This is a genomic window from Aeromonas sp. S41-2, from assembly GCF_027705845.1.
Lineage (GTDB): Bacteria > Pseudomonadota > Gammaproteobacteria > Enterobacterales > Aeromonadaceae > Aeromonas > Aeromonas hydrophila.
The window spans coordinates 133505-154087 of record NZ_JAPDCG010000007.1; the positions used below are offsets into that span (position 1 = coordinate 133505).

The following is a 20583-nucleotide window of genomic DNA, read 5'->3' on the forward strand; positions in this document are numbered from 1 at the left end:
CTCACCCTGGCGGATCACGGCTACGCAGCAAGAGAGTGACAAGTTCTGTTAGACTCCGGGCAAGCCCGGAATCTACAGGAGAGCAGAGAGTGAAATGGTTCCTCAAACTGTGCTTGTGTCTGCCGTTGCTGGCACAAGCACAGACCCTCACGGTCAAGGTTCCCAGCCGGCCGATCAACGACCTCGACAAAGAGTACCAACTCAAGCTGCTGGAACTGGCGCTGACCCATGCCGGCCAGCCGTTTCGCATCAAGCAGGTCGAACTCAACCTCAACCAGTACAGCCTGCAGCAACAGCTGAGCAAGGGCCAAACCATCAATGTGTTCTGGATGGGTACCTCCAGCGCCCTCGAATCCTCGCTCATCGCCGTGCCAATCCCGCTGTTTCGCGGTCTGGAAGGGCTGCGGCTCTCCTTCATCCACGCCGATGCCCAGGAGAAGTTCAACCAGATCAACTCGCTGGCCGACCTCAAGAAACTGAAGGCGGCGCAAGGGGTGGGCTGGGCCGACAACAAGATCCTCGAGAACGCCGGCATCCCCACCTATTCGGGGCGCTACAGCAACCTGTTTCGGCTGATCAACGACGGCGACAAGCTGGACTTCTTCCCGCGCAATCTGGTGGAGATCTTTGCCGAGCGCAGCGAGCTGGTGGCGCAATATCCCAACCTGGTCATCGATCAGCACCTGCTGATCCGCTACCCCTTCGCCGAGTTCTTCTTCGTCAGCCCGGAATCCCCCAAGCTGGCCAAGGCGATCCAGACCGGGCTTGAGCGGGCCTATGCCGACGGCAGCTTCATGAAATTCTTCCGGGAGAACCCCAAGATCCGCGAGGCCCTGGCCAGCGCCAATCTCGAACGGCGGGTCACCATCTCCCTGCCCAATCCCGACATGACACCGTTGCTAAAATCCATTCCGGCCCAATATTGGGAGTATCCCCCGCAGGGATAAGAGTCGGCCACCTCAACCGGGGTGGCACCCACAGCGCGCCAGGGAGGTGCCATGAAGGGAATCGAGGAGTGGTTTGAACTGTACGGCCAGAGCCACCGGCACCCGGTCAATGTGGCGATCCACAAGCTGGCGGTGCCCGGTATCTATCTCTGCTCGTTGGCCCTGTTCTGGTGCCTGCCGGCCGGGCCGCTGCCGCCGTCGCTCAACTGGGCCGCGCTGGTCGCCATCCCGGTGCTGGCCTTCTACCTGCGGCTGTCGTTTGCGCTGTTTGTGGGCATGACGCTGCTGACCGCACTGGGGCTGGTCATTTGCCACAGCTGGCAAGGCCCCTTGCTGTGGCCGGCGCTGGCCGGGTTCGTGCTGCTCTGGATAGCCCAGTTCGTCGGTCACAAGATCGAGGGCAAGCGCCCCTCCTTCCTCGCCGACCTGCAGTTTTTGCTGATCGGCCCCGCCTGGGTGCTGGCCAGCCTCTATCGTCGTTTGGGCATTCCCTACTGAGGGAAGCCAACAGGAGAGACCATGAGACATTCTCAGATCCTTGCTCGCGCCCTGCCGCTGCTGCTGGGCGCACTGATTGCCGGCCCGGCGCAGGCCGACAAGGCCGACCCGGTCGGCGAGGTGAGCACCGCCTTCAAGCTGTTTGGCCCCAACCACAAGATCCTGGTGGAGGCGTTCGACGATCCCCGCATCGACGGTGTCGCCTGCTACCTGGCGCGCCCCAAGACCGGCGGCGTCAAGGGCGGGCTCGGGCTGGCGGAAGATCCCTCCCACGCCTCCCTCTCGTGCTACCAGATTGGCCCCATCACCCTGCCCGCCAAGCTGAAGGCAGGGGAAGAGGTGTTCGACGTCAGCACCTCGCTGGTGTTCAAGGAGCAGAAAGTGGTGCGCTTTTACGATCAGAAGCGCAACGCGCTGGTCTATCTGACTTACAGCACCAAGCTGGTAGATGGTTCTTACAAGAGTGCGGTCAGCGCCGTGCCCATCATGCCGTGGGGCTGACCCCCCACCATTTATCCCGTGATGACGACCCATATTTGTTGTAATTTAACTACATCATTATCTGCGGAGAGCGCACCATGAGAGTCGCCGTTTTCAGTACCAAGAGCTACGACAAAGAGCACTTCAATCAGGCCAACAGCCAGTACGGTTATGAACTGGAGTTCTTCGACGTGCGGCTGGAGGCCAAGACTGCCCGGCTGGCCCACGGCTTCCCCGTGGTGTGCCTGTTCGTCAACGACGATGCCGACCGCGAGGTGCTGACCGAGCTGGCCACCAATGGCACCAAGGTGATCGCCCTGCGCTGCGCCGGCTACAACAACGTGGATCTGGCCGCCGCCAAGGAGCTGGGGCTGAAGGTAGTGCGAGTGCCCGCCTACTCCCCGGAAGCGGTCGCCGAACACGCGGTGGGCCTGATGATGACCCTCAACCGTCGCATCCACAAAGCCTATCAGCGCACCCGTGACGCCAACTTCTCGCTGGAGGGGCTGGTCGGCTTCAACATGCACGGTCGCACCGCCGGCATCATCGGTACCGGCAAGATCGGCATCGCCACCCTGCGCATCCTCAAGGGCTTCGGCATGCGCCTGCTGGTGAGCGATCCCTATCCAAACCAGGCGGCCATCGATCTCGGTGCCGAGTACGTGGATCTCGATACCCTGTTCCGCCAGTCCGACGTCATCAGCCTGCACTGCCCGCTGTTCAAGGAGAACTACCACCTGCTGAACAAGGAGGCGTTCGCCAAGATGAAGGACGGGGTGATGATCATCAACACCAGCCGGGGCGGCCTGCTTGACTCCAACGCCGCCATCGAGGCGCTCAAGACCGCCCGCATCGGCGCGCTGGGGCTGGACGTCTACGAGGAAGAAGAAGATCTCTTCTTCGCCGACAAGTCCAACGAGGTGATCACCGATGACGTGTTCCGCCGCCTGTCGGCCTGCCACAACGTGCTGTTCACCGGTCACCAGGCCTTCCTGACCCGCGAGGCGCTGCACGCCATCGCCGACACCACCCTCAGCAACATCCGCGCCATCGACAGCCAGGGGCGCTGCGACAACGAGGTGGAGTAAACCACCGCGCAATAAGCGAGGCGCCGGGTTGTGAGACCCGGCGCCTTCGGGTAGGCTACCAGCCCTTTTTTGCTCAGGAGTCTGGCTGCCCATGTTTATCGGATTTGATTACGGTACCTCCAACTGTGCCGTCGCCGTGATGGAACAAGGCAGCCCCAGGCTGCTGAACCTGAGCGGTGCCCACTACCTTCCCTCCACCCTGCACGCGCCTCACCGGGATGCCATCGCCGGCCTGCTGGCCGAAGGGCTGGCCCCCGCCCAGCAGAGCGAGTACCTCAAACTGCGCGGCCCCGTGGTGACCCGGGCCCAGGCGGTACGCCGCCAGATGCGCGAAGAGGGGCTGATCGACGAGCTCAGCTTTGGCGCCGCGGCGCTGGAGCGCTATCTGGAAGAGCCGGACGACGGCTACTACCTCAAGTCGCCGAAATCCTTCCTCGGCGCCTACGGCCTCAAGGCACCGCATATCGCCCTGTTCGAAGACATCGTCTGCGCCATGATGCTGCACGTGCGGCGCGAGGCAGAGCAGCAGCTCGGCGCGCCGATCCGCCGCGCCGTGGTCGGCCGCCCGGTCAACTTCCAGGGGCTGGCGGGGGAAGAGAGCAATCGTCAGGCCATCGCCATCCTGAGCGAGGCGGCCCGCCTCGCCGGGTTCGAACAGGTGGAATTTCTCTATGAGCCGGTGGCGGCCGGCTTCGAATTCGAGGCCCGCTTGACCGAAGATACGGTGGTGCTGGTGGTGGACATCGGCGGCGGTACCACCGACTGCTCGGTGCTGCGGATGGGCCCAAGCCACCGCGACCGGCTCGATCGCGACGGCGATCTGCTCGGCCACAGCGGCCAGCGCATCGGCGGCAACGACTTCGACATCCGGCTGACGGTGGAGGGCATGATGCCGCTACTCGGCATGCACGAGACCCTCAAGACCGGCAAACCGCTGCCCCACCCGCTGTTCTGGGACGCCGCCGCCATCAACGACGTCAGCGCCCAGAGCCGCTTCTACAGCCTGGATACCGCCCGCCAGCTGCAGGATCTGCAGCTCGACAGCCAGCCCGGCAGCAAGCTGGGCCGCCTCGCCAGCCTGCGCGCCCACAAGCTGAGCCACCAGCTGGTGTGGCGTGCCGAGCAGGGCAAGATCGCCCTCTCGACGCAGGAGTCCAATCACCAATCGCTGAGCGAGCTGGAAAAAGGGCTGGAGGCGGAGCTGACCCGCGAACAGCTGGCCAATGCCTCTGCCCTGCTGCTGGAGAAAATTGGCGAGCTGATGGATGAAGCCATCGCCGCCGCCGGCGTGCAGCCGGATCGGGTCTTCATCACCGGCGGCAGCGCCCGCTCCCCGCTGATCCAGGCCTTCATCCGCCAGAAGCTGCCCCAGGTGCCGCTGGAAGGGGGTGATGACTTCGGCTCGGTCGCCTCCGGTCTGGCCCGTTACGCCGAGCGGCTGTTTGGCAGCGGTCAACCCACCCCGATCTGACCCAACTGCAGCCAGGCATGGGGGCTGTGTTGCCATTTAACGACACAGGCCCCACCCACAGGGCGACAGAAGCAGTCGGGGGCCCTCCCCCTCGCCCTGCCTGAGGGCGCGCACAGAGGGTATGCTTGTCACTCCCACTACCGGAGCCCTTTCATGCCCAGATTCTTGCTACTGCTGCTCGCCCTGCTTCTGCTCAGCGCCTGCAGCAGTACTCCCCGCTTCGCCTCGCAAGACCTGCAGCACCACCACTGGGTGCTCGACAAGCTGGATGGCCAGCCCGTTGCCGCGCCGCAAGACAATCCGCCCGATTTCGAGATAGGTGAGCACTTCACCGTCAACGGCATCGCCGGTTGCAACCGCTACTTCGGGCAGGGCCACCTCGAGGGGAACAAGTTCTGGGTGACCAGTCTGGGCAGCACCGAGATGGCCTGTCTGGCCCCGCTCGATGCCGTGGAGCAGGCGGTGCTGACCACCCTCACCGAAGGTGCCACCTTGGATGGCACCACCCAGACCCTGATCCTGCAGGGCAAACGGCATCGTTTGGAATACACCCTGCGCGACTGGGTGCTCTAGGGCTCACAAACCGGCATCACAAACAGGAACATGTGCCCCGCCTGTGGCACAATATGAGGCAGTGCTCGCAATGGAGGCTGCCTCAGCCATGTCGATGGACCGTCTGTTTGACAAGATCAAACAACTCCCCACTATCCCGCAACTGCTGCATGAGTTGATGCAGAGCTTCAGCGATGAAAATGCCCGCATCGACGAGATCGCGGCCAAGATCGCCATGGACCAGGTGATCAGCGTCAAGGTGCTGCGAATGGCCAACTCGGCCGCCCTGCGTCGTGGCAACGAAGTCACCTCCATCGAACAGGCGGTCATCCGCCTCGGTTTCAACCGGCTGCGCTCTGTGGTGGTCGCCTCCGGCATCATCGGCAGCTTCAAGGCGCCTCCCAGCTTCGACAAGAACAAGTTCTGGACCGAGACCTTCCAGGTCGCCACCATCGCCAAGACCCTGGCCCAGGAGGCCAAGGTGCTCGACCCCGAGACCGCTTTTACCTGCGCCCTCATCCACAACATTGGCGAGCTGCTGATCCAGAGCACCTTGCCGGAAGAGGCGGAGCTCATCAGTCTGGCGATCCAGAAGGGGAGCAGCCGGGTCGAGGCCCAGCGCGAGATGCTGGGCTACGACTACGCCCAGCTCGGCGCCGAGCTGGCACGGCGCTGGAACCTCTCCGAGGCCTTCGTCGATGCAATCTCCCAGCAGCTGGATCCCCTCTCCCACGACCCGGTCAGCAAGGAGGCGGTGCTGATCCGTCTGGCGGTCTTCATCTCCTTCGCCTGGAACGCGGGAGTGCCTGCCCAGGCCATCATCGCCCGCTTCCCCAAGCCACTGGCCGACCAGCTGGGGCTGGATCCCAAGTCGCTCGCCGGCCAGCTCGAAACCTTGCATGAACAGGGCAATGCCCTCGCCGATCTTCTGACTCAATAAGCATCATGACCCATCCATTTCTGTTTCATCCCCAGGTGGCGCCCTGGTTCAAAGAGAGCGCCGATGCCCTGCAACTGACCCTGTTCAGCGAGCTGGATGCCCCGATCCGCGAGGTGTGGCTGCGCCACGAGCCGGACAACGAGGAGTACCTGATCCCGATGACGGCGGTCTCCACCCGCGACCGGCTGCAGGTATGGCAGGCGACCCTGCCGCTCATCAAGGGGCAGGACATTCACCTCTACTGCTTCAAGTGCATCACCGATGAGGAGCAGTGGTGGCTGCACGGGGCCGGCGTCAGTGCCGCCATGCCACCGCGCGAACAGCATTTTCGCTTCAACAGCCTGCACCAGCCACCGGCCTGGGTGCAGGACCAGGTGTTCTACCAGATTTTCCCCGATCGCTTCTGCAACGGCGATCCGTCGCTCAGCGTCAAGCATCACGAGTACGAGTACCGCGGCAAGGCGGTGATCAGCAAGGCGTGGGGCGAGCCGGTCAGCCGCCACGAAGAGGGCCATGGCGCCTGTGAATTCTACGGTGGCGACCTGGCGGGCATCGATGCCAAGCTGCACTACCTGCAATCCCTCGGGGTGACGGCGCTCTATCTCAACCCCATCTTCGACTCGCCGAGCAACCACAAGTACGACACTCAGGACTACTTCAAGGTGGATGCGCACCTCGGCAGCAACGCCCAGTTTGCCGAGCTGACTCGCAACCTGCACCAGCGCGGCATGAAGATCATCCTGGATGCGGTGGTCAACCACACCTCGACCGAGCACCCCTGGTTCTGCCCGCCGCTGGGCGCCCAGCGCAACCCGGACTCACCGTGGCGCAGCTTCTACACCTTTGACAACGACGGGGATTACGTCAGCTGGAAGGGCATCCGCAGCCTGCCCAAGCTCGACTTCTCCAGCGAACAGGTGCAGGACGCCGTTTATCGGGCAGACAACGCCATTCTGCGCTACTGGATGCGCGCCCCCTACCAGATCGATGGCTGGCGCTTCGACGTCATCCACATGCTGGGGGAGCGTGGCACTGCCGAGGGCAACCGCGGCCACGTACGCGCTATTCGCGGCGCGGTGAAGCAGGAGAACCCGGACGCCTATGTGCTGGGCGAGCACTTCTTCGAGGCCAGCCAGTGGCTGCAGGGGGATCAGGAGGACGGCGCCATGAACTACTACGGCTTCGCCCACCCTATTCGCGCCTTCCTGGCGGGCCAGGACATCGCCTACCACCCCATCAAGATCAGCGCCGAAGAGCTGGATCGCTGGCTCAAGCTGGCGCGGGCCCACATTCCGTTCAAGAACCAGCTGGCCCAGTTCAACCTGCTGGACAGCCACGATACTGCCCGCTTCCTTCACCTGCTGGGGGAGGACAAGCAGCGGATGCGGCTCGCGGCCACCCTGTTGCTCACCTATATCGGCGTGCCGTCCATCTACTACGGCGATGAAGTGGGGCTCTCTGGCGGCAATGACCCGGACTGCCGCCGCTGCTTCCCGTGGGAGACCACCGCCTGGGATCACGTGCTGCACGACCACTACCGCCGGTTGATCCAGATCCGCCGGCAGCGCCCGGCTCTGCGCCGCGGCGACATCCAGACCCTCTATGCCGGCCCGCACAGCTATGTGTTTGCCCGCACCCTGCAAAGCGATCAGGTGGTGGTAGCCTGCAACCGTCACCCCAGCGAGCCGCGCACCATCAGCCTGCCCCTGTGGCAGACCGCGAGCCCCGCCAGCCGCTTCACCGATGCCTTCAACGGCGACAAATTCGAAGTGGTACAGGGCGAGGTGCAGCTCACCATCCCCGCCAACTCGGCCAGAGTGCTGCTCTCCAGCTGATTGACGTTATCTCGCCAATAAAAAAACCGGAGCCACAGGCTCCGATTATTTTATGCGCCACAGCTGGCCTACAGTGGCCTTGTGCAGACCGCCAGCAAGCCCGGCTGAGCATCAGTAGTTGATGCTGACGTAGGGCACCTCGTCCACCTGCCACAGCTGTTTGAGGTAGACGGTCAGCACGAAGAAGAAGTTGGCCAGCAGGTTGGCGAACCGATAGAGGATGGGGTCGAAGCGCACCCCGCTCTCTTCCAGTCGCACCAGCAGCCGCACTACCTTCTTGCTGCCGCAGCGGCACAGATGCAGGGTCGGGATCGGCTGCGGCCCTTGCGGCAGCACGAAACCGGTGACCCGGCCGCGGCTCGCCTCGTTGTAGTGATCGTAACGCCCCTTCAGCCATGCCAGATCCTCCTCGAAGAGGCCGAGCCTGCCGCGCACCGAGCCGTTGAGGTTGTAGATAAGCCGCTGCAACGCCGCAAGATCCGCCAGCATGGGCGCAATCTCGGCATCCGGAGCCAGGTGTGACAACACGGCGCCCACCTGGCAGCAGAGCTCATCGGTGGCGATCTCGTAGTCACACTGGAACTGGGTTTCGAAGATGAAGGGGTAGCAAAGCTCGCGCTTGTCTCTGGGCTTTTTCGGGTTCATGGGCTGGCCGGATCGGGAAAAAGGCCAGTTTGCCAGCCCCCGCAGGAGCTGGCAAACGGCCGGTCATGGTCCTCGATTCGAAACCGTTCAGACGCTCTTGCTGCTGGCATCCGTCGCCGGCTGGAACTGGCCGATCATCCGCAGCGCATCCAGCATCCGCTGGTTGAAGCTGGTGAAACTGCCCACCTGGGCCGGATCGCTCTGGCCACGGGCCGCCAGCACCGCCGGCGTCAGCGCCTGCTGCTGGGACGCCGGCAGCAGGGCATCCGCCTGCTGCTGCACCTGATCCAGCTTGGGCAGGTAGTCGGCCAGCGGCTTGAGCATCTCCTGCAGGGAGTGCGCCCCCTGATAGGTCTGGCTCAGCTTGAGACTCTGCTTGAGCTTGAGCGAATAGGAGGCCAGCTGGCTGTCATCCAGCTTCAGTTCGCCCGCCTTCTTCAACAGGTCGTCGAAATTGCCGGAGAAGAAGTTGCCGGCCAGATCGTCGATCCCCTTGACCAGCTTGCCGATGGAGTCCATCTCCTCGCTGCTCAGGTTGCCCTCCAGCGAGAAGCTGAAGCTCTGGCTCGACTTGAGGCTGAACTGGCTGCCGCTGTCATCCTTCTGGGACTTGGTCTGCCAGCTGTCGTTGAAGCGCAGCACCACCTTGTCGCCATCCTTGGTCTGGATCTCCAGCGAACCCTGCTGGCGACTGGCCATTTCGGCCTGCCCCATGTCGGTGGTGGAGACCTTGCCGAAGAACTCCTTCTCGAACTGATCGAGCCCCTCCTGGATCAGCTTGTAGCTCTGATCCATGCCGGTCTTGATGTCGGAATTGTCCGCCCAGTCGCCGAGCTGCTTCCTGGCGTCGCCAAAGCCCTTGTCCACCCCCTTGCGAGCCTGCTCCATCATGCCGGTCAGGCTGTCATCCGACTTGCCGTCGGCCCGGGCAGCCCCCAGCCGGCCGGTGACGAACTGCAGCACGTTGTCGGCCACCGACTGAAAGTCGAACAGGGTATCCGGGGTCACCGCCTCCGGCTGATCCTGCGCCTTGGGCGCCTTGTAACCCTGACCATTGATCTCCAGCGCGAACTGCAGCGCCTGCTGCACCAGCACCTGCGCCCATTTCGGCGCCTTGTGCAACGAGACTTCGTCCTCGTTGTTTACCGGCTTCGAGTCCGCCTGCTGGGGCGATTTGGGAGCAACACCCACTCCCTTGGGTTGGGCCGCGCCCACTCCGTCGATCTGCATAATGTGTCCTCCCACCATGCCTGTAGATCAGCTATCGGCCTGACTGCACACTTCTTGACCACAAAATACTGGACAATCTGCGGCGGCCTTTTAAAATCGGGCCCCTTTGGGTGGCTGCAGGCTTCCCCCGATTTCGACCCGGCCAGACCGGTGTGCATGTGAGGTAAATCATGACCCAATCCCAGCAGGTTTCCGCCGACCCGGCGCCCCTTCGAACCCCGGCCGATTACCAGGCCCAGCTCGACGAGAAGCGCGAGCGCCTCTGCGGGTTGTTTGCCGACTTCACCCTGCCTGCGCTGGAAGTGCACGCCTCCCCCGCCGAACACTACCGGATGCGCGCCGAGTTTCGCATCTGGCACGACGGTGATGACTTGTACCACTGCATGTATGCGCCGGCCACCAAGGAGATCATCCGGGTCGATCAGTTCCCCACTGCCAGCCGCCTCATCAACCAGCTGATGCCGGTGCTGCTGGAAGGGCTGCGCCCGCACCCCGTGCTGCGCCGCAAGCTGTTCCAGATCGACTACCTCTCCACCCAGTCCGGCCAGATCTGCGTCAGCCTGCTCTACCATCGCAAGCTGGAGAGCGAGTGGCAGCAGGCCGCCGAAGCGCTGCAGGCCGACCTGCGGGCCAAGGGATTCGAGCTGCAGCTGATTGGCCGTGCCCACAAGCAGAAGATCTGCCTGGGGGAGGAGTTCGTCATCGAGCGGTTGAATGTGCAGGGCCGCGAGCTGGTCTACAAGCAGGTGGAAAACAGCTTCACCCAGCCCAACGCCGCCATCAACGAACAGATGCTGGGCTGGGCGCTGGACGTGACCAAGGGGAGCGAGGGCGACCTGCTGGAGCTCTACTGCGGCAACGGCAACTTCTCCATCGCCCTGGCGCAGAACTTCCGCAAGGTGCTGGCCACCGAGATCGCCAAGCCGAGCGTGGACTCCGCCCAGTTCAACATCGCCGCCAACGGCGTCGACAACCTGATCATCCTGCGCATGTCGGCCGAGGAGTTCACCATGGCGATGCGCGGCGAGCGGGAGTTCAACCGTCTCAAGGGGGTGGATCTGGGCGCCTACCAGTGCAACACCATCTTCGTCGACCCGCCCCGGGCCGGCCTCGATGACGCCACCGTCAAGCTGGTGCAGGATTACGACAACATTCTCTACATCTCCTGCAACCCAGAGACCCTGCAGGCCAACATGGCGGTGCTCGGCGACACCCACGAGATCGCCCGCTTCGCCCTGTTCGACCAATTCCCCTGGACTCACCATATGGAAGCCGGCGTCTATCTCAAGCGCAAGACGGGTTGATGCCGCCGGGGCATAATTCCCAGCCAGACCAGCAAAACAAGACAGGGCTCGCGGGCCCTGTTTGATTATTTAACCATGTGCATGGGGCGGCCGGAGCCGCTATGCTGGCGGCACGCGCATCCGCGCCACAGTCTGGGTGTCATGCCACCATGCAACGCATTCTTTTTGTTGAAGATGATCCCGAGATAGGCCAGCTCATCAGCAGCTGGCTGGCCCGCCACGACATGGAAGTGCTGCTGGAGCCGAGGGGCGATCTGGCGCTCGCCAGGGTCGAGGCCGAGCAGCCGGACCTGGTGCTGCTCGACATCATGCTGCCGGGTCAGGATGGTCTCTCCCTGTGCCGGGATCTGCGCCCGCGCTTCGCCGGCCCTATCGTCATGCTCACCTCGCTGGACAGCGACATGAACCAGATCCTGAGCCTGGAGCTGGGCGCCAACGACTACATCCTCAAGACCACGCCACCCCCCGTGCTGCTGGCCCGGCTGCGGGTCCAGTTCCGCCAGCAGGGGCAACAGGTCCCACAACCCGTGGTCGCCAGCACGCCGCCCCAGCGCCTGCAGTTCGGCCGGTTGCAGATCGACGGCCCGGGCCGGGACGTGCGCCTCGACGGCGACAGCATTCCGCTCTCTACCGCCGATTTCGATCTCCTGTGGGAGCTGGCCTGCCACGCCGGCCAGATCCTGGGGCGGGAGGCGCTGTTTCGCAGCCTGCGCGGTCGCGACTACGACGGCCAGGATCGCAGCATGGACGTGGCCATCTCCCGCCTGCGCCGCAAGCTGGGGGACGACACCAGCAACCCGACCCGCATCAAGACAGTACGCCAGAAGGGCTACCTGCTGGTGCCTCAGGCTTGGGAATGAGCTGATGTCTCACACGCCTGCACACCAGAAGCCCGGGAATGACACCAGCAACCCGATCCGCATCAAGACGGTGCGCCAAAAAGGCTACCTGCTGGTGCCCCACGCCTGGGAATAATAGGGCCATCCGCCACTGACCTCGGGAGAGCACACCCATGCGCCGCCTGTTTATCCAGTTCTATCTGCTGCTGATCGGCTGTTTCACCCTGGCCATCCTGCTGGTCGGCATGGTCTATCAGGTCACCGCCGAGCGGGCGGGAGATCGCTATCTGGAGCGGATGATGCAGGGCTCCCTCGGCCTACTCACCGGCGAGCTGGCCCGCTTGCCGCCGGAGCACTGGCCCGCCCGCATGGCCGAGCAGAGCCGCCAGCTCACCCTGCCGCTGCAGATCGGCGCCCTCGCCAACCAGCCGCTGGCCAACGAGGATCAGGCCTTCCTGGAGGCCGGCAACATCGTCATCGTCGAGGAGGATGACACCTTCCTGCAGCGCATTCCGGGCACCGATCAGGTGTTGATCGTCGGCCCCGTGCCCTATCTCTCCTACCTGCACGAGCTGCACTGGGTCGACGTGGGGCTGCTGCTGGTCATCGGTCTCTCGCTGGGGCTGCCGATCCTGCTCTGGCTACGCCCGCACTGGCGCGGCCTGCAACAGCTCGAACAGACCGCCCGCCGGGTCGGCGACGGCGATCTCTCCTGCCGCACCCGTTTGCCACCCGGCAGCAGCCTGGGCCGGGTCGGTCGCACCTTCGACCAGATGACCGAGCAGCTGCAGGCCATGCTGGCCAGCCGCAAGCAGCTGACCGACGCCATCGCCCACGAGCTGCGCACCCCGCTGGTGCGGCTTCGCTACCGGCTCGCCATGCTGGATCCGGCGCCCTCGGCCGAGGAGCAACAGGGGCTAGAGCGGGATCTCGGCGCGCTGGACGCCCTCATCGAGGAGATGCTCACCTACGCCAGGCTCGATCGCCCCGAGCTGCCGCTGCAGTGCAGCGAGCTGGAGCTCGGCAGCTGGGCCGGCAGCCGCCTCGCCGACTGGCAGGCTCTGCGGCCGGACAAGCGGCTCGACTTCGTGCGCCCGGCCATGGCCCTGCCCTGGCGCGGCGATACTCGCCTGCTGGATCGAGCGCTGGAGAACCTCATCGGCAACGCCCTGCGCCACGCCGCCGGCCGGGTGACCCTCAGCATGGCGCGTCAGCAGGATCACTATCTGCTGGAGGTGGCCGACGACGGCGCCGGCATCGATCCCGCGCTGGCACCGCAGATCTTCGAGCCCTTCGTGCGGCTGGATCAGAGCCGCGACCGACGCACCGGCGGCGCCGGGCTGGGGCTGGCCATCGTACGCAGCATCGCCCGCCACCACGGCGGCGAGGTGCAACTGCTACCGAGCAGCAGCGGTGCCCGTTTCTGCCTGATGCTGCCTGTACATTTGGATACAAACCGTCACCAGTCACTCACTGAACCGCAGGTCGAACAGCCCTAGGATGAAGTCATGGAGAAACGCTCCATGTCATCAACCCGAATGAGGAACTGGAATATGAACAAGCTGATCCCCCTGAGCCTGGCTGCTGTCTTCGCCCTGACCTCCGGCTTCACCATGGCTGCCACCCCGACCAAGGCTGCCGCTCCCCAGGCTACCCAGACCAAGGTCGTGAAAAAACACCACAAGGCTACCCACGCCAAGGCGCCGGCCGTCAAGGTTGCTCCCAAGACCAAGTAATCGACCAACAAGCTTCCCGTAATGAAAAGGGGCCCCGACATGGGGCCCCTTCTGTTTTCTGCGCGCTTGCCCTGGCTCAGCCCAGCATGTAGTCCGCCGGCAGGGCGATGCGGGCCACCCCGGAGGCCACCGCCGCCAGCGCCACGGCACGGGCGACGCGCGGCAGCAGACGGGCATCCATCGGCTTGGGAATGACGTAGTCCTTGCCGAAGGCCAGCTCGCTGGCGCCGGCGGCGGTCAGCACCTCGGCCGGTACCGGCTCTTTGGCCAGACCACGGATCGCCTCGACCGCCGCGATCTTCATGGCATCGTTGATGCGGCTGGCACGGGCGTCGAGGGCGCCGCGGAAGATGAAGGGGAAGCAGAGCACGTTGTTGATCTGGTTCGGGTAGTCGGAACGACCTGTGCCCATGATGAGGTCACCGCGCACTGCGTGAGCCAGCGCCGGCTTGATCTCGGGATCCGGGTTGGAGCAGGCGAAGATCACCGGGTTGGGCGCCATCAGCGCCACCGCCTCGGCGGGCAGCACATCCGGGCCGGAGACACCGACGAATACATCCGCCCCGTCGATCACCTCCATCAGGGTGCGCAGGGGAGTGTCGTTGGCGAAGCGCTGCTTGTACTGGTTCAGATCGGTGCGACCGCTGTGGATGACGCCCTGACGATCCAGCATGAAGATGTTGTGGGGCTTGGCGCCACACTTGATCAGCAGCTCCATGCAGGCGGTGGCGGCAGCCCCGGCGCCCATGCAGACGATGCGGCTGTCGCCAATCTGCTTGCCCTGCACTTCCAGCGCGTTGAGCAGGCCGGCGGCGGTGACGATGGCGGTACCGTGTTGATCATCGTGGAACACCGGGATGTCGCAGCGCTCGATCAGTGCCTGCTCGATCTCGAAGCACTCGGGGGCCTTGATGTCTTCCAGGTTGATGCCGCCGAAGGTGTCGGCGATGGCAGCAACGGTGTCGATGAACTGCGCGCTGGTCTCGTGCTTCACTTCGATGTCGATGGCGTCGATGCCGGCAAAGCGCTTGAACAGCAGGGCCTTGCCCTCCATCACCGGCTTGGAGGCCAGCGGCCCCAGATTGCCCAGTCCCAGAATGGCGGTGCCGTTGGAGATGACGGCCACCAGGTTGCCCTTGCCGGTGTAGCGGTAGGCATCGGCCGGGTTGGCGGCGATCTCGCGCACCGGCTCGGCAACGCCCGGGCTGTAGGCCAGCGCCAGATCGCGGGCGGTCTCGGCCGGCTTGGTGAGGGCGATGGCGATTTTGCCCGGCACGGGCTGGGCGTGGTAATCGAGTGCTTGTTGACGAAGATCGTGACGCTGATCGGACATGGGGGACCCCGATACGGTAGTGAATTGAGTGGTGCATTGGCTCGCCCACTGGCGAGGGCTGGGGATCATAAAGAAAACCATCGGGCTTTCACAGAGGAAAGTATCGTCACCCAGCCACTGACAAGCCAGTAATTAGCATGTCATGCCAACCACGAATACCCATTTAGTTATAGATATGGTTTCACCCCATCACAGGGATGCCCGCTTTCGCCTCCGCCTGCCTGGCGATGGCCTCCGTCATCCCCTGGAAGATGAAGAGATGAAACGGCAGCATGGCGAGCCAGTAGGCCAGCCCCCAGGCCCCCTGTGGATGCCAGTGGGCCGTCACCTTGAGCCGGGTCAGCCCCGACTCCTCCGGCAGTATGTTGAACTCCAGCCGGCCCACGCCGGGGGCCCGCATGTTGAACAGCAGATCCAGCCTGCGCCCCTCGTCCACTCCGAGGATCTGCCAGGAGTCCAGCATGTCCCCCTTCACGAAGCGATCAGGGTTGGTGCGACCACGGGTCAGCGCCGGGCCGCCGATCAGGTGATCCATCCATTCGCGCACCACCCACAGCTGGTTCATGTAGAAGTAGCGCTGCTCACCCCCCAGCTGCTGCAGCACCTGCCACACCACCTCGGGCGAGGCGAGGCAGATGGCATCGCCGCTGGCGGTGCGGTCATAGAAGCCGTACTCGGGGTGGCGCCAGCGCAGGCCGAGCGGGGTCTCCTCCCCCTGCTGCTCGGCGCCCAGCTGCTGCTCCAGAGAGAGGCTCTCGGCCAGCGCCTCGTCGAAGCTGAGCAGGGTTTGTGGCAGCAGGGCCCGCAGCGGGCCGTCGTCGGCCGGGATGTCGTGCTTGAGACCACCCACCAGCGCCTTGGCCACCGGCTGCGGCACCGAGGTGACAAACTGCAGCCACCAGGCGGAGAGGCGCGGGCTGAGAAACGGCAGCGGGATGATGGGGCAGCGCTTGCCGATGTGGGCGGCGAACTTCTGCAACTGCTGCTGATAGCTGAGCAGCTCGGGGCCGGCGGCGTTGAAGATCTGGCCGTCCACCCCGTCGGCCTCCACCAGCCCGCCCAAGTAGTGCAGCAGGTTGGAGAGCGCAATGGGCGGCGTACGCGAGCGCACCCACTTGGGCGTCACCATCATCGGCAGGTTGAACACCAGATCCCGCATCACCTCAAACGCCGCTGAGCCGGGCCCCACTATGATGCCGGCGCGCAGCTCCACCGTCGGCACACCGGCGCCTCGAAACAGCTCACCGCAATAACGGCGGGAGTTGAGGTGACGGCTGTTGCACTGCGCCGGCTGGATGGCGCCCAGATAGATGATGCGACGCACCCCCGCGGCGCGGGCGGCGGCGGCGAAGTTCTTCACCCCCTGCTGCTCCAGCCGGTGGAAATCGGCCCCCGCCCCCATGGCGTGCACCAGATAGAAGACGGTGTCGATGCCGGCCAGGGCGGGCAGCAATGTGATCGGCTTGAGGCTGTCGGCAAGGCGAAACTCCACCCCGGGTGGCAGACGGCAGGGGCGCCGCGCCCCGGCAATCACCCGATAACCCAGTTCTTGCAGATGGGGCACCAGGTAAGAACCTATGTAGCCCGCCGCCCCCATCACCAGACAATCACGCATCTGCACACTCCCTGTCTTGCCCATGTTACCGCCCCTCATCTTCGCCCCTGCTCCCGCGAAGGGAGAAAGGAGAGTCCCACCATAGGGCAAAGCGAGCCGTTACAGAACGCCGACCAATAAAAAAGGCGCCCATTGGGCGCCTTTTTCAGAATTCTTCAGAAGTAGAATTACTTCTTGGTGGTCATCGCACCGAAACGCTTGTTGAACTTGTCTACGCGGCCGCCGCTAGAAACTTCTTTCTGCTTGCCGGTATAGAACGGGTGGCACTCGGAGCACACGTCCAGGTTCAGATCTTTACCCAGGGTAGAGAAGGTGTTGATGACGTTACCGCAAGAGCACTTGGCGGTGATGGCTACGTAGTCAGGATGGATACCAGCTTTCATGGACAACCTCAATTATCAGGCCGTGTCGCTATCCGATCTTCTGTCGGACACCACACGATTGTTGAACACAGTTTCAAAGGCTGCGAATAATATAGGAAATGCCTGAGTTCAGGCAAGTGGCTTCGCAGAAAAAATAGGCAATCTCTGGTGAATTCTTCCCAAACGCTGGATCTGGTTCGTGTGGCTGTGCCGGTGCCGTTACGCCGTCACTTCGACTATCTCTCCCCCCTACCTTTGCCTGCTCCCGGCTGCCGGGTCGAGATCCCGTTCGGCCCGCAAACCCTGGTCGGGCTGGTGGTGGATCACCCGGCCGACAGCCAGGTGCCGCGCAACAAGCTCAAGCCGATCAAACGCGTGCTTGATGGCGCCCCCGTGCTGGGGCCCGACATTCTGGCGCTGATGAACTGGAGCGCCAGCTACTACCAGCACCCGCTGGGGGAAGTGCTGCCCCACGCCCTGCCGGTGCTGGTGCGCAAGGGGGAGCCCGCTGCCTATCGCGAGCTGGAGTTCTGGTTCGCCACCGAGGCCGGCATGGCGGTCGATCTCAACGAGCTCAAGCGGGCGGCCAAGCAGCAGCAGGCGCTCGCCCTGCTGCGCAAGGGGCCGCAGACCCCCTCCGCCCTCAAGCAGGAGGAGATTTCGAGCGCTGCGCTCACCGCGCTGGAGAAGAAGGGGCTGCTGGAGAAGCGTTCGCTGGAGCCGAGCCATGACGGCGACTGGGTCGCCCGCTTCGAGCCGGGTGAGGGGCTGCGCCTCAACGGCGAACAGGCGCTGGCGGTCTCCGCCGTCACCAGCCAGAGCGACCAGTTTGGTGCCTTCCTGCTGGATGGCATCACCGGCTCCGGCAAGACCGAGGTGTACCTGAGCATCCTCGAGCCCCTGCTCAAGGCGGGCAAGCAGGCACTGGTGATGGTGCCGGAGATCGGTCTCACCCCGCAGACCATCAACCGCTTCCGTCGCCGCTTCAACGTGCCGGTGGTGGCGATGAACTCGGCCATGAACGATCGGGAGCGGCTCGATGCCTGGCTCGCCTGCCGCGACGGCGGCGCCGCCATCCTGATCGGCACCCGCTCCGCGGTGTTCACCCCCTTTCACAACCTCGGCATCATCATCATCGACGAGGAGCACGACGGCTCTTTCAAGCAGCAGGACGGCTTTCGCTACCATGCGCGGGATCTGGCGGTGATGCGGGCCCATCGCGCCGGCATCCCCATCCTGCTCGGCTCGGCCACCCCGTCGCTGGAGACATTGCACAACGCCCGCAGCGGCAAGTATCACCACCTCACGCTCACTCGCCGCGCCGGTAACGCCCAGACTGCTCGTCAGGTGATCCTGGACATCAAGAATGTGCGGCTGCAGGCCGGACTCTCCCCCCAGTTGGAGCAGCTGATGGCAGAGCATCTGGCGGCAGGCAACCAGGTGATGCTGTTTCTCAACCGCCGTGGCTATGCTCCGGCCCTGATCTGTCACCAGTGCGGCTGGAGCGCCGCCTGCGAACGCTGCGATGCCTGGTACACCTGGCATCAGGCCGGGCGACGGCTGCACTGCCACCACTGCGACAGCGTGCGCCCGCTGCCCCACCACTGCCCCGAGTGTGGCAGCAACGAGCTCATCGGCTCCGGGGTTGGCACCGAACAGCTGGAGCAGCTGCTCGGCACCGTGTTCCCGCAATATCCGGTGGTACGTATCGATCGGGACAACACCCGTCGCAAGGGGGAGCTGGAGACCCACCTCGGTGACATCAAGGCGGGCAAGTACAAGATCCTGATCGGCACCCAGATGCTGGCCAAGGGCCACCACTTCCCGGATGTGACCTTGGTGGGGCTGCTGGATGTGGATGGCGCCCTGTTCAGTGCCGATTTTCGCGCCGCCGAGAAGCTGGCCCAGCTCTACACCCAGGTGGCGGGCCGTGCCGGCCGCGCCAGCAAGCCCGGGCTGGTGGTGTTGCAGAGCCACCATCCCGAGCACGCCCTGCTGCAGGATCTGACCCAGAACGGCTATGGCCACTTCGCCGACACTGCGCTGAAAGAGCGTCGCCTGCTGGGGTTGCCGCCGTTCAGCTATCAGGGGCTGTTTCGGGCCGAGGCCAATGGCCGTGACGAGGTGCAGCTGTTCCTCAGCCGCCTCGCCGATACCCTGCGCAGCGCCCGCTATCCCCATGTTCAGGTGCTGGGGCCCATCAGCGGCTTCATGGAGCGCAAGGCGGGCAAGTTTCGAATGCAGTTGCTGGTGCAGGGGCCAAACCGGGCGCCACTGGCCCAGCTGCTGGATTGGGCGGTGAAGGAGCTGGAGGGATGGCCCGAGACCAAGCGGGTACGCTGGAGCCTCGACATCGACCCCACCGAGCTGAACTGAGTCAGACTCTGGTCGCTGATGGTGAAGCGCCCGCTGGCACGCGGCGTCAGCGACCGGGTTTGCCATGCGGGTGCCGATTTCAGACCCGCAGGTCGACCTGCTGCACCCAGCCGCCCTTGCCCTGTTCGGTCACATAGAGGCCGGACTGGCGCAGTACCCCATGATTGCCGCTTTCCCCCAGATGGTTGAAGGGGGTGTCGAGGGGATGCAGCAGGATGGCGCCGATCCCCAGCTCCACCAGAGCGATGGGGGATTGCTCCGGCTGCCAGAACTGCAGCGCCGAGAACTGGCTGTCCCGCTCGTCCAGCACCCCGTTGCCATCCTCATCCAGGGTCGCCAGCTCGCCGAAGCCATTGCCGGAGCGGGCCCCGAACAGCTCGCCGCCGTCATCTATGGTGCCGTTGCCGTTGCGATCCAGCGCCACGAAGCCGCTCCCTTCACTCAGGCCGGGCAGGCTGTCCGCCTTGCCATCCTGATCGATGTCGAAATTGACCCGGGCGTCGGTCAGGCCGGCTATCTTGCCGTCCAGGCTGAGCACCAGCGGATCCTTGAGGGCATTGAGGGTGGTGCGACGCTGACTGATGTCGAGCTGGCGCCAGTCCAGCACAAAACCGAGATCCAGCTGCAGGGTCTGGCCATCCTGGGTCTGCACGTTTGCCGCCGCTACCACGTTGAGCTGCTCTTTTTGCAACAGGCTGTCGGTCACCTCCACCAGCTGATCCGGCTCGGCGGCGGGCTGAGTCCCCTCGCCCGTCGGCGCGGGGACTCCCTCCGCGCTCTGCTCGGCCGGTTTGATCGGGTCCGGCAACTCTATCTCGTGGCCCAGCATCGCTTCGATCATCAGCTTGATGAGCCGCTGGCGGTTGTCGAGCCCGTCATTGGGAATGCCATCCTGTTCGCCCTTGCCGGTCTCGGCAGGCTTGGCGGGTGCCGGTGTGGGGGCCGCTGGCACCGGGCCGGCAGCAGTACGGCTGGCCATCTGCAGCGTCAGCAGGCTGCTGCGGGTGAAGGTGAGCTGGCTGCCACCGCCAGCCGCAGGCGTCGAGTCCGCCGGCACCGTGGCAGGGGACTGCACCTGGCTGGCAGCCGGCACGGGGCCGAGCCGGCGCACCTTGCGGGACTGCGCCTGTTGCTGCTGGTATTGCACCTCCCCCTGGAGGTCGTAGTGATCGATGCGCATATCTTCGCCCTCGGCGCCATACATCTGGTCAGTTATCGACCAGTTGCCGAGGGGGGCTTAACACCGATTGGCTATATCAGGGGGCTGCGGCATCGGCATCTGCACATAACCGCCCCCGCTGGCGGCAATGAAAAGGGAGGCATGGGCCTCCC

At 64.4% G+C, this 20583-nt stretch carries 19 protein-coding genes and 1 pseudogene; 14 read left to right on the plus strand and 6 right to left on the minus strand.

Annotation, left to right across the window (positions count from 1 at the left end; translation table 11 throughout):
- Nucleotides 1-89: 89 nt before the first annotated feature.
- From OKC44_RS16720 to malZ, 8 genes are all read left to right on the plus strand, one after another.
- Nucleotides 90-947: a hypothetical protein gene (locus tag OKC44_RS16720; RefSeq protein WP_011707800.1), complete on the plus strand. Its 858-nt coding sequence runs from the start codon at nt 90-92 to the stop codon at nt 945-947.
- 51 nt (nt 948-998) lie between these two features.
- On the plus strand, nt 999-1445 hold the full coding sequence (locus tag OKC44_RS16725) for an Mpo1 family 2-hydroxy fatty acid dioxygenase (RefSeq protein WP_252476504.1): 447 nt from the start codon (nt 999-1001) through the stop codon (nt 1443-1445).
- Between the two features lie 21 nt (nt 1446-1466).
- On the plus strand, nt 1467-1946 hold the full coding sequence (locus OKC44_RS16730) for a CreA family protein (RefSeq protein WP_270814197.1): 480 nt from the start codon (nt 1467-1469) through the stop codon (nt 1944-1946).
- A gap of 77 nt (nt 1947-2023) precedes the next feature.
- Nucleotides 2024-3013: a 2-hydroxyacid dehydrogenase gene (locus tag OKC44_RS16735; protein ID WP_024945568.1), complete on the plus strand. Its 990-nt coding sequence runs from the start codon at nt 2024-2026 to the stop codon at nt 3011-3013.
- Between the two features lie 91 nt (nt 3014-3104).
- A complete protein-coding gene (gene yegD / locus OKC44_RS16740) occupies nt 3105-4484 on the plus strand; it encodes a molecular chaperone (protein ID WP_270814200.1) in 1380 nt (459 codons plus the stop codon).
- Nucleotides 4485-4637: 153 nt separating this feature from the next.
- Nucleotides 4638-5057 (plus strand): META domain-containing protein, encoded by a 420-nt coding sequence (locus OKC44_RS16745; RefSeq protein WP_043160193.1) that lies wholly within the window; start codon nt 4638-4640, stop codon nt 5055-5057.
- A gap of 70 nt (nt 5058-5127) precedes the next feature.
- Nucleotides 5128-5976 (plus strand): HDOD domain-containing protein, encoded by an 849-nt coding sequence (locus tag OKC44_RS16750; RefSeq protein ID WP_017409738.1) that lies wholly within the window; start codon nt 5128-5130, stop codon nt 5974-5976.
- 5 nt (nt 5977-5981) lie between these two features.
- Nucleotides 5982-7811, plus strand: coding sequence for a maltodextrin glucosidase (gene malZ / locus OKC44_RS16755; RefSeq protein ID WP_270814204.1), 1830 nt, complete (start codon nt 5982-5984; stop codon nt 7809-7811).
- Between the two features lie 111 nt (nt 7812-7922).
- On the opposite strand, the gene OKC44_RS16760 is transcribed toward malZ, so the two are convergent.
- Nucleotides 7923-8456 (minus strand): ATP--cob(I)alamin adenosyltransferase, encoded by a 534-nt coding sequence (locus OKC44_RS16760; protein WP_270814206.1) that lies wholly within the window; start codon nt 8454-8456, stop codon nt 7923-7925.
- An 87-nt stretch (nt 8457-8543) separates the two neighbouring features.
- Nucleotides 8544-9686 carry a DUF5610 domain-containing protein gene (locus OKC44_RS16765; RefSeq protein ID WP_045525903.1) on the minus strand — a complete coding sequence of 381 codons (1143 nt, stop codon included), beginning with the start codon at nt 9684-9686 and terminating at the stop codon, nt 8544-8546.
- Nucleotides 9687-9856: 170 nt separating this feature from the next.
- Here OKC44_RS16765 and trmA point away from each other — a divergent pair, with 170 nt between their 5' ends.
- From trmA to OKC44_RS16790, 5 genes and pseudogenes are all read left to right on the plus strand, one after another.
- On the plus strand, nt 9857-10990 hold the full coding sequence (trmA, locus tag OKC44_RS16770; protein WP_270814209.1) for a tRNA (uridine(54)-C5)-methyltransferase TrmA: 1134 nt from the start codon (nt 9857-9859) through the stop codon (nt 10988-10990).
- Between the two features lie 149 nt (nt 10991-11139).
- Nucleotides 11140-11850, plus strand: a complete 711-nt coding sequence (gene rstA / locus OKC44_RS16775) for a two-component system response regulator RstA (RefSeq protein ID WP_044801253.1) — start codon at nt 11140-11142, stop codon at nt 11848-11850.
- Nucleotides 11851-11875: 25 nt separating this feature from the next.
- Nucleotides 11876-11965, plus strand: a pseudogene (locus tag OKC44_RS16780) (two-component system response regulator RstA); the annotation flags it as partial.
- A gap of 37 nt (nt 11966-12002) precedes the next feature.
- Complete coding sequence (gene rstB, locus OKC44_RS16785; RefSeq protein WP_113994441.1) at nt 12003-13328, plus strand: two-component system sensor histidine kinase RstB; 1326 nt, start codon at nt 12003-12005, stop codon at nt 13326-13328.
- A 54-nt stretch (nt 13329-13382) separates the two neighbouring features.
- Nucleotides 13383-13565: a hypothetical protein gene (locus tag OKC44_RS16790; protein ID WP_021138483.1), complete on the plus strand. Its 183-nt coding sequence runs from the start codon at nt 13383-13385 to the stop codon at nt 13563-13565.
- 76 nt (nt 13566-13641) lie between these two features.
- Here OKC44_RS16790 and OKC44_RS16795 read toward each other — a convergent pair whose 3' ends face one another.
- From OKC44_RS16795 to rpmE, 3 genes are all read right to left on the minus strand, one after another.
- A complete protein-coding gene (locus tag OKC44_RS16795) occupies nt 13642-14898 on the minus strand; it encodes a malic enzyme-like NAD(P)-binding protein (RefSeq protein WP_270814213.1) in 1257 nt (418 codons plus the stop codon).
- A gap of 181 nt (nt 14899-15079) precedes the next feature.
- A complete protein-coding gene (locus OKC44_RS16800) occupies nt 15080-16513 on the minus strand; it encodes a DUF2867 domain-containing protein (protein WP_043126011.1) in 1434 nt (477 codons plus the stop codon).
- Between the two features lie 167 nt (nt 16514-16680).
- Entirely contained in the window at nt 16681-16896 is a 216-nt protein-coding gene (rpmE, locus tag OKC44_RS16805) for a 50S ribosomal protein L31 (RefSeq protein ID WP_016352348.1), read from the minus strand.
- A 147-nt stretch (nt 16897-17043) separates the two neighbouring features.
- Between rpmE and priA the strand changes: the two genes are divergently transcribed.
- Nucleotides 17044-19251 (plus strand): primosomal protein N', encoded by a 2208-nt coding sequence (gene priA, locus OKC44_RS16810; RefSeq protein WP_270814217.1) that lies wholly within the window; start codon nt 17044-17046, stop codon nt 19249-19251.
- 79 nt (nt 19252-19330) lie between these two features.
- Here priA and OKC44_RS16815 read toward each other — a convergent pair whose 3' ends face one another.
- Entirely contained in the window at nt 19331-20455 is a 1125-nt protein-coding gene (locus OKC44_RS16815; protein ID WP_270814219.1) for a hypothetical protein, read from the minus strand.
- Nucleotides 20456-20583 lie beyond the last annotated feature (128 nt).

What these genes read in the sequence shown, in the direction of transcription:
- OKC44_RS16725 (WP_252476504.1), top strand. Translation starts at nt 999, where the DNA reads ATGAAGGGAATCGAGGAGTGGTTTGAACTGTACGGCCAGAGCCACCGG.
- OKC44_RS16730 (WP_270814197.1), top strand. Translation starts at nt 1,467, where the DNA reads ATGAGACATTCTCAGATCCTTGCTCGCGCCCTGCCGCTGCTGCTGGGC.
- OKC44_RS16735 (WP_024945568.1), top strand. Translation starts at nt 2,024, where the DNA reads ATGAGAGTCGCCGTTTTCAGTACCAAGAGCTACGACAAAGAGCACTTC.
- yegD (WP_270814200.1), top strand. Translation starts at nt 3,105, where the DNA reads ATGTTTATCGGATTTGATTACGGTACCTCCAACTGTGCCGTCGCCGTG.
- OKC44_RS16745 (WP_043160193.1), top strand. Translation starts at nt 4,638, where the DNA reads ATGCCCAGATTCTTGCTACTGCTGCTCGCCCTGCTTCTGCTCAGCGCC.
- OKC44_RS16750 (WP_017409738.1), top strand. Translation starts at nt 5,128, where the DNA reads ATGGAGGCTGCCTCAGCCATGTCGATGGACCGTCTGTTTGACAAGATC.
- malZ (WP_270814204.1), top strand. Translation starts at nt 5,982, where the DNA reads ATGACCCATCCATTTCTGTTTCATCCCCAGGTGGCGCCCTGGTTCAAA.
- OKC44_RS16760 (WP_270814206.1), bottom strand. Translation starts at nt 8,456, where the DNA reads ATGAACCCGAAAAAGCCCAGAGACAAGCGCGAGCTTTGCTACCCCTTC.
- OKC44_RS16765 (WP_045525903.1), bottom strand. Translation starts at nt 9,686, where the DNA reads ATGCAGATCGACGGAGTGGGCGCGGCCCAACCCAAGGGAGTGGGTGTT.
- trmA (WP_270814209.1), top strand. Translation starts at nt 9,857, where the DNA reads ATGACCCAATCCCAGCAGGTTTCCGCCGACCCGGCGCCCCTTCGAACC.
- rstA (WP_044801253.1), top strand. Translation starts at nt 11,140, where the DNA reads ATGCAACGCATTCTTTTTGTTGAAGATGATCCCGAGATAGGCCAGCTC.
- rstB (WP_113994441.1), top strand. Translation starts at nt 12,003, where the DNA reads ATGCGCCGCCTGTTTATCCAGTTCTATCTGCTGCTGATCGGCTGTTTC.
- OKC44_RS16790 (WP_021138483.1), top strand. Translation starts at nt 13,383, where the DNA reads ATGAACAAGCTGATCCCCCTGAGCCTGGCTGCTGTCTTCGCCCTGACC.
- OKC44_RS16795 (WP_270814213.1), bottom strand. Translation starts at nt 14,898, where the DNA reads ATGTCCGATCAGCGTCACGATCTTCGTCAACAAGCACTCGATTACCAC.
- OKC44_RS16800 (WP_043126011.1), bottom strand. Translation starts at nt 16,513, where the DNA reads ATGCGTGATTGTCTGGTGATGGGGGCGGCGGGCTACATAGGTTCTTAC.
- rpmE (WP_016352348.1), bottom strand. Translation starts at nt 16,896, where the DNA reads ATGAAAGCTGGTATCCATCCTGACTACGTAGCCATCACCGCCAAGTGC.
- OKC44_RS16815 (WP_270814219.1), bottom strand. Translation starts at nt 20,455, where the DNA reads ATGTATGGCGCCGAGGGCGAAGATATGCGCATCGATCACTACGACCTC.